Annotated in this window: 5 protein-coding genes; 2 read left to right on the top strand and 3 right to left on the bottom strand. The window is 46.5% G+C overall.

All coding sequences use genetic code 11. The annotated features are described in order from the left end of the window. Nucleotides 1-263: 263 nt before the first annotated feature. Nucleotides 264-1,424, top strand: a complete 1,161-nt coding sequence (locus ACLH1I_RS26140; RefSeq protein ID WP_064171855.1) for an IS30-like element ISCfr4 family transposase — start codon at nucleotides 264-266, stop codon at nucleotides 1,422-1,424. Nucleotides 1,425-1,743: 319 nt separating this feature from the next. On the opposite strand, the gene ACLH1I_RS26135 is transcribed toward ACLH1I_RS26140, so the two are convergent. Genes ACLH1I_RS26135 through ACLH1I_RS26125 form a run of 3 tightly spaced genes read right to left on the bottom strand, consistent with a single transcriptional unit; the run spans nucleotide 1,744 to nucleotide 7,565 of the window. Beyond that, nucleotides 1,744-3,939: a DEAD/DEAH box helicase gene (locus ACLH1I_RS26135; RefSeq protein ID WP_049013984.1), complete on the bottom strand. Its 2,196-nt coding sequence runs from the start codon at nucleotides 3,937-3,939 to the stop codon at nucleotides 1,744-1,746. Then, nucleotides 3,936-5,252 (bottom strand): ATP-binding protein, encoded by a 1,317-nt coding sequence (locus tag ACLH1I_RS26130; RefSeq protein ID WP_049013985.1) that lies wholly within the window; start codon nucleotides 5,250-5,252, stop codon nucleotides 3,936-3,938. The genes ACLH1I_RS26135 and ACLH1I_RS26130 overlap by 4 nt, the downstream gene beginning before the upstream one ends. Before the next feature lie 3 nt (nucleotides 5,253-5,255). Then, on the bottom strand, nucleotides 5,256-7,565 hold the full coding sequence (locus ACLH1I_RS26125) for a TerB N-terminal domain-containing protein (RefSeq protein WP_049013986.1): 2,310 nt from the start codon (nucleotides 7,563-7,565) through the stop codon (nucleotides 5,256-5,258). A gap of 247 nt (nucleotides 7,566-7,812) precedes the next feature. Between ACLH1I_RS26125 and ACLH1I_RS26120 the strand changes: the two genes are divergently transcribed. After that, nucleotides 7,813-7,889, top strand: a 77-nt coding sequence (locus tag ACLH1I_RS26120) for a hypothetical protein (protein WP_224261798.1), incomplete at its 3' end; no start/stop codon positions are given.

The raw sequence follows: 7,889 nt of genomic DNA, 5'->3' as shown, positions 1-7,889 counted from the left end.
CAGATGGTAAACATATGCGTATGTCTGCCCTATGCAGATGCGTGGCATATGGATATGCTGCGCATATTCTGTTTTCTCATTTTTCCACCGCAGATCCGAAAACTCCCAAAGTCGGATCTGAACGGAGTAATCGTATGGCAGGATGAAGGAGATACAGCAGGAGGGTGTTCAAAGCAAAAGGCAGGTGCGAACGGAAGGTCCGCTTTGAGCTGTGAGTTCAACGGGTCGATGCAACGCTATCCTTAATCAAGGGGGACGTTGTCATGAAACGAAGAACTCGGATTAACTACACGCCAGAGCAGAAGGCAATTATCTGGGACAGATATAAGCAAGGTGATTCTCTACATGATATCGCCAGAATGTTCGACAGATATCATTCTTCCATTATGCCCACTATCCACCAGACAGGCGGCTATCGTCCTCCCGTGCGAAAACGGCACCGATTAGCGCTTTCGCTTGATGAAAGAGAGGAGATATCCAGAGGGCTGGTAGCAAAACTCAGTATCAGGGATATCGCCGCCAAATTATCAAGAGCGCCCTCAACGATTAGCCGCGAGGTCAGGAGGCACGGTGGTGCAAAACAATACCGTGCAGCAAAAGCCGATGCTACTGCGTGGGAAAATGCACTGAGACCAAAACCTTGCAAGCTAATTGAAAGCCCCGCATTGTGTAAAATCATTGCAGAGAAGATGCATCAGGACTGGTCGCCGGAACAGATCGCCGGTTGGCTGAAACGCTGTTATCCGGATAATCAGGAAATGCATGTGTCACACGAAACGATTTATAAAACGCTTTTTATACAAACCCGGGGAGCATTAAAAAAAGAGCTGCAGCAATGCCTCAGAAGCGGAAGAGCAGTGCGTAGATCCAGAACGTCATCGCTTAAAGGGAAAGGATTAGGGTCAATCCCTAACACGATACCTGTCAGCGAAAGGCCACCAGAGGCGGCTGACAGAGCCATCCCAGGTCACTGGGAAGGTGACTTGATTCAGGGCTCGAAAAACTCCTATATCATCACCCTCGTAGAACGTCATTCTCGTTTTATTATGCTGGCGAAGATCAGAGACAACAAGACCATAACGGTTATATCTGCACTCATCAGACAAGCCCGGGAATTACCTGCTGAGCTTTATAAAACATTAACTTGGGATCGTGGCGCTGAAATGACCAGCCACACACGATTTACTATAGCGACAGACATTCAGATTTATTTTTGTGATCCTCAATCTCCCTGGCAACGTGGCTCAAATGAAAATACGAACAGATTGCTCAGACAATATTTTCCAAAAGGAACTGACTTATCGGTTCACAGCCAGCAAAGACTTAACAGTGTTGCCAGACAGCTCAACGAAAGGCCGAGAAAAACGCTAGACTATGAATCACCCGCAGAACGGTTCAATCAATGTGTTGCATCCATCGGTTGAACTCACAGCCAGAAGCGGACACTGTTCACAATATCGAGTTAATCATTGGATATGTTGATCGCTCCCATTGAAAAATTTCACATTATCCAATATATCAATGTTGAGGCTTCCCTCTTACACCTCTAAAGGATAACTATCATGGGTCTTAAACCTGGTCCAAAACCAATTGCTAAATCGACAGGAAAACCGGATCAACGTCGACGTGATAATAAAGATACTCCTGGTAATACCCCGGGACTAAAGCCTAGTAAATCTACAGGGAAATAAAAAATTCAGGGTATATATGTCTTATTTATACCCTGATTACATATCCAGATTACTAAAGATGTTTCTGCAACCAGATGCGCGTACCTTCTGTTTCATACGCCTTTGCACCATACCCTTTCGCAAGAAGGGACTCTGGTAAATACTCGTCATATTTATCTAAGTACTTTTCTGGAACATCTGTGGCAAGATCAAATGCAGATGGCAAGCCTGACAACAACATTTCTTTCAGCGCGTGCTGAACGGAAGCTACACTGGAGTTATCGATTTCTATAACGCCAGCAAATGAATTTGCTTTAAAACCACAACGTATGAGCAAGGCTGTAATCGTATTGACAACTTTATCCCCCATCCAGGGTATTACGTAACAGTGTTGTCCACTCGTAATAAAACACTCATTTTGAAGTTTAAAACGCTGAAAGTTACTACAGCCTTCCGCAAATAGGTTTCTGGCGGCAGTATCGGCATAATCTACTTTCTTGCTACCTATTGCTATGCGGTAATCACCTTCCCTATAGATAGCGAGCATTTCCTGACGAACGGCATCATGAACAGACATACCTCCCCCACTAAATTGTGGTGGCTGACCGCCTTTGGTTGCCTCTACGTAGATAACTTTTTTCTCTGTCTCAATCTCAGTCACTTTCCAGCGCCGCCCACCGAAGATTATGTGTTGGTCTGGTAGCAGTGGGGAATCTACAGGCACTGTTCCAAGGGTTCTGTTTCCAGTGACAATGCGGAACTCTTCTGGTGTATTGAACACAGCATAAAAAGTGTAATGGTTAGTCAGTTTCTCCCCTTCTGCCCCAACAACCATTTCGCCGCTAGCAAGTTGAGTGAGCAGGCCACTTGTTCCCATATGTTTAAGCAGACTTTTAAAATCGTTCAAATCTACATTTCTAAATGGCCCTGTCTGGCATAGTTGTGCCCAGAGCTGATCGGCACGAACTCCGCCCCATTGTGCGGTAATAGCAAGGATCTGGTGTAGCAGCGTGGAGTAATGCATCTGTTGAACATCAGCTGGTTCAAACCATTGTTTAGAGATCATCAATCTAATCATTGCCATCGACTGGACCAGTTGCAGCCGTAGGTGGTCAACAATGCTGCTATTAACAGTGAGCTCATTTTCTGTAATTAGCATTCTTAGAACTGATGGGGAGTCGCGTCGCCCAGAACGTCCCATACGCTGACGCAGACTGGAAACAGTATGCGGAGGCGTAACTTGGATAACCGACTTAACCTTACCGATATCAATTCCCAACTCAAGCGTCATTGTACAAACAGCTGTTGTGGGCAAATTTCCTTTCTGAAGACGAGTTTCAAGCGCTTCCCGCAATTCCTTGGCAAGGGAACCATGGTGGGGAAAGAATTCATTGGGAACAATATGTTCCTCACACATGTCGCTCAGCGTGGCAGCAATGCTTTCAGTCCGCTTTCTACTGTTTGCAAAGACCAAATGAGAATCGCCACGGCAAAGTCTAAAAATGTCAGCGCAAACGTCATGTTCAGCTGAACTCTGAAGTTCTTCTTCTTTTTGGAGCACTCGCTCCAGATAACCTTTGACCTGTACCTGAAGAGTGGCCTCGCTCTTACTATCTGTAACAGTTACGCAGGGTAGTCGTTTGTCCGGGCGCAAAAGTTCGGGCACTTTCTCCAGTTCCCCCAGCGTGGCACTCAACGCAACGCGGGGAATTGGATTTACCTGGCGTCCTAGCAAATGGTCAATTCTATTGAGCAGAGAAAGCAGCTGTACACCACGCTCTGAGCCAATGAAAGCATGAAACTCATCAATAACGATGTATGCGACTGAAGAAAACGCCTGTTTGAGCCAGCCCATTGAATTTATGAGCAAAGACTCAAGTGACTCAGGTGTAATCAGTAAAATGCCAGCAGGGTTTGTCCGAGCCTTCTTCTTTTTGCTTTGTGGTACATCCCCGTGCCAGGGAGTCACTGGCATTTCCAATGCATCTCCAAGGCTCTCAAGACGACGGTACTGATCGTTAATCAATGCCTTCAACGGACTGATATAGACGATGCCAAATCCATTAGTGAGATCTGCAACTGCCGAACAGGCAGGAAGAAAGAAAGCCTCTGTTTTACCCGCTGCTGTGCCTGCACTGATTAGCACGTCTCGATCACGGGCTAAAATTGCCGGGATAGAACTCTCCTGCAAGGGCCTTAATGTTGACCATCCCTGCTTGTAAATCCACTTACGGACGCGGGGGTCGAGACTATCATAGGCACTGCTCATAATTTGAAGTTCGCCAGTCCGTCATTGTCATCGCTTTCCTCTATAATGGCGTCATCCATTTCGCTGGGCCTGTCCTCTTCAATCGCCACCCCCTCGATTAGTGTTTGCCAGTTCATCGTTCTGTTTTGTTCCAGCACGGCCAGCATGTCCAGGAAACCTTTTATAGTATTACGGGGGGTACGGAAGTAAGCGTCTCCAATGGTTTTACTACAGTGATGCAGAAATCCAGTCAGTGCCTCATCTGGAACCAGATAATTCTCTGGATCTCCACCTGCATAAATATGACGAAGATTTCTCAGCAAAATATACAGTTCCTCAGGGGTGAGGCTGGCAAGATGCAAAGTGGGGGATGAGTAGTCAATCACTCCTGCTTTTTGCGCGAACCGGTTTTCCGCCAGACGCGACTGGAGCGCCTCATAGCTGTAAAGACCTTTACGCGGATCGAAAAGAAACTCTGGCGTACCCCCGAGGATAAAACCAATGTTCTCGGCTGAGCCTTGCAGGCAGTCATTCAGGATCCGCAAAATCTGTTCGTAGTTCGCTGTTCTTGCTTGCGTATTATTCAGCTTAAAGAGGTTCACCATTTCGTCGAGGCTGACCAAAAGACCGGCATAGCCTGCCTGGCGGACAAAAAGGCTCATCAGCTTCAAAGAATCATAGAATGATGCGTCTGAGATAATAGTCCGAACATCGAGATCGTTACGGGCATCAGTTTTGGTGGTGTACTCTCCCCGCAACCAGCGAATAGCATTGGATTTTAGCGTTTCGTTATCCTGCTCATGCCCGCGCCAGAATGCATCAATGACCTTCGCAAAGTCATATCCACCCACCATATCTGACAGAGCTGCCAGGCGTTTATGAATAACTGATGAAACCTCGGAGCCGTCCGTGTCCGCTTCCTTTCTTGCCTCCGTAACGAATCTTTCAACAACGCTAAGTAACGCATTACCATCCGGCTTGTTTCTGGTGGACATGTTTTTCATAAGCTCAGAATAGAGATTACGAGCCTGACCTCCCGATGAGTGAATGCGTCTGTCAGGAGAAAGGTCTGCACTGACAGACACCAGCTTCTTCTCTAGCGCAATAGAGCGCACAACACTCAGAAAGAACGTTTTACCAGAACCATATTCACCGATGATAAGTCTGAAGCTTGAACCACCGTCAGCAATCCTCTCAATATCCTGATGGAGAGCGGTGATCTCATTCACGCGGCCAACCTGGATATGCTGAATGCCTATCCTTGGCGTTACACCTGACTTAAGTGACTGAATAATAGCGTCACGTTCTTTCACTCTTATACGTGTTACAGACATTCACTATCCCTCTAATTCTTTGGCAATTTCCAGGTCAACCCAGATATCATCATCGGCATCGTCCAGTACCGGAGCATCAACCACCGCATAGGACCAGTCATTAATCACCTCAAGCGCACCGCCGAGCATCAAATTCAAATTTCCGCACAATTCTGTCGCCTCTTTCCGGGACCACTGTTCTTTCTCCAGCAAACTGCGATATAGCTGGCTATGTGCGGAGTCTAGCCCCCCCGCCTCCGTTAATGAGGCTGGAGCGCTTTCTGGCTCTTCCGGTTCTTCTTCGGTGAAAATTGTATTCAGCAATTTACGAACATCATCCGTGGCAGATTCGTGGCGGGCAAGTACATTAGCATCCAGTGTGAACCCTACTGCTGGCTGATCAGTTGATACAGACGAGACGAGATCATGTTCAGTTGCGGAATGCTGATGGATATTGCTCGAGACAGATGAGGGATTCAGCCCCAAACTTGAATAAATCTTCTCAAGCTGTTTGATTTCGGCAGGCGCTATTGTCCCATCCGAACAGGCAACACTAACGATAACTTTACCCACAGCAGCTTTTTCCGCGGCCCCCATCAACTCAATCCTGCTTTTCATTCCTGTCATATTGGTTGGGGTATGAAGTTGCCACGTTAAATACGCATGTAGAGAGCGTTTTTCATCATCGGTGAAGCCAGTATTGTTGTTGATGGCATTCTCAAGCACTTTCTGTTCAGCTTGATCAAGAGAATCGTCAATCAAGGCAACCATCGCCCCTAATCTGAGCGTCATTACTGCTGAGATAAATTCAGAAGAAGGTGAGAAGCGTCCACCTTCGGCGGCAGGGAATAGAACAAGTGTCCCATCAACATCCGCCTTCACATGGTGATAATACGGGTCAGGTGCCAGACCGTAACCCATCTTCAGAGCAAAGGCCTGCATCAAATCGGCCTCTTTTTTATTGATCTTATTGGGGCAACTGGCATTCATATGTGCCCAAAAGTCAGCAACTGAGACTAACCCCTCCTTGACGAGGATCGCCTCATCAGCCCAGCGTTTGAATGAGCTTAATATTTTTTCTGCGCTTTCATTAACGATCTCTGAAGGGAGCAACATAATTGCAGCCGTATCATTGACTGACGTACCTTTCCTACCAAGGTAGCGACTATAAGCATCAAGTTCATCCGTACATATGTCGGCAAGAGCCATAATTTTCTGGACAGGGCTCTTCAACGCACTTGGATCAGGCAGGTCGGGAACAGGGAGTCGAACACCTCGCAAACTAGGACTTGCTGGTGTGTAATCTAACCTTAGGCGCGTTTTATTCGCCTTAACGACCATCCCTTCACCATATTTGAGGGTGTAACGCCGTTTGAAAAGCGCAGCAAACTCTTTAGCACAGCGGCGAGCTGGGGTACGCAGCGAATACTCGGTGTGGTTTATTACCCAGTTCAACGCCAGTTCAGCTGATACAGGAACTCCTTCATGTACAGTTTTTGCCAGAGCCAGCTTAAATTGCATGCTGTTGCTGAAACCTGAATTGCTATCGAGCTCAGTGGCTAAGCCCATGTTCGGGCGCAGAATAGACATGGCTTCGAGTAATTGGGTCGAATATCCACGGAAGGAGCGGTTCTCAATGAATACCGATCTTAACCGAGCGACTTCATTGAACAGATTACGGAACTCAGCATCGGGGAATTTTGGGTCAGTTGAATCTACGAGCGCTTTTCTTTCCAGGCCGTAGAGGTAGATAAAAACATAGCCGATAGGACACGATGGATCAGACCTATCGCTGGCAAGCCAACTGACATACGCACCGCGTGCTTCTGGGGAAAGAGAGGAAAAACTGGGCCAGTATCCTAAGGAACTGTCCTCGTAAAGATAAGAAGTAGGTTTTATCTTACATGTGTCATCAATTAATGATGCCTCACTTCCATCGTCATAATAGCCGCCTGATTCCTGACCGGAGGGCTTCATACGTTGCCCCACGTAAATGTGGCCACCGCTAATTGCTACACCAGCTACAGTTATCATCTCACCCGGAAGTACCCATCGAGCTAGTGCACCTGCTGACTTTGAGGTGTTGCGGTAATGATTGGTTGTCACCCGAAGTTCAACACCCCGGCCACCGCTCAATGTAAAAGTTGCAAGGTTATCGTCTTCACTATCATCGTTTCGCACAACCGCCTCTTTTTTCTTGATGTCAGCGAGCCATTCTTTTGGCGGTGCTTTCACGGGGTCTGAAGCATAAGACTTTGGAGATTTACGTTTTTTCTTTCTAAAAAACAACAAGTAAATGACAAAAATCGCCGCCAAAAACTTCAATAACTCCATGATATATAACCTTAAAATCATTCTTCACGCATATTTACAAGCAGTGATGAAGGCAGGGCAAGTGGATTAATCTCAAAATAATACTTCTAAATTGCGAGGGTTAAAAGCAAATCACAATTAAAATTAACCCAATGATTTAAATGATAAAAATCATTTAATAATGTGTTTAACCAGCAGTGAAATTTTAAGGTGTTAAAACCTGTTAGGCGATTCGTGGCTTTGTTGAATAAATCGAACTTTTGCTGAGTTGAAGGATCAGATCACGCATCTTCCCGACAACGCAGACCGTTCCGTGGCAAAGCAAAAGTTCAAAATCACCAACTG

This window comes from Klebsiella sp. 1SOBk10mer (assembly GCF_046602535.1).
Lineage (GTDB): Bacteria > Pseudomonadota > Gammaproteobacteria > Enterobacterales > Enterobacteriaceae > Klebsiella > Klebsiella quasipneumoniae.
This window is presented reverse-complemented; position numbering and strand designations above follow the sequence as displayed.

Bases quoted from the DNA above. Each gene is read 5' to 3' on its own strand.
- ACLH1I_RS26140 (WP_064171855.1), top strand. From the start codon at position 264: ATGAAACGAAGAACTCGGATTAACTACACGCCAGAGCAGAAGGCAATT.
- ACLH1I_RS26125 (WP_049013986.1), bottom strand. From the start codon at position 7,565: ATGGAGTTATTGAAGTTTTTGGCGGCGATTTTTGTCATTTACTTGTTG.
- ACLH1I_RS26135 (WP_049013984.1), bottom strand. From the start codon at position 3,939: ATGAGCAGTGCCTATGATAGTCTCGACCCCCGCGTCCGTAAGTGGATT.
- ACLH1I_RS26130 (WP_049013985.1), bottom strand. From the start codon at position 5,252: ATGTCTGTAACACGTATAAGAGTGAAAGAACGTGACGCTATTATTCAG.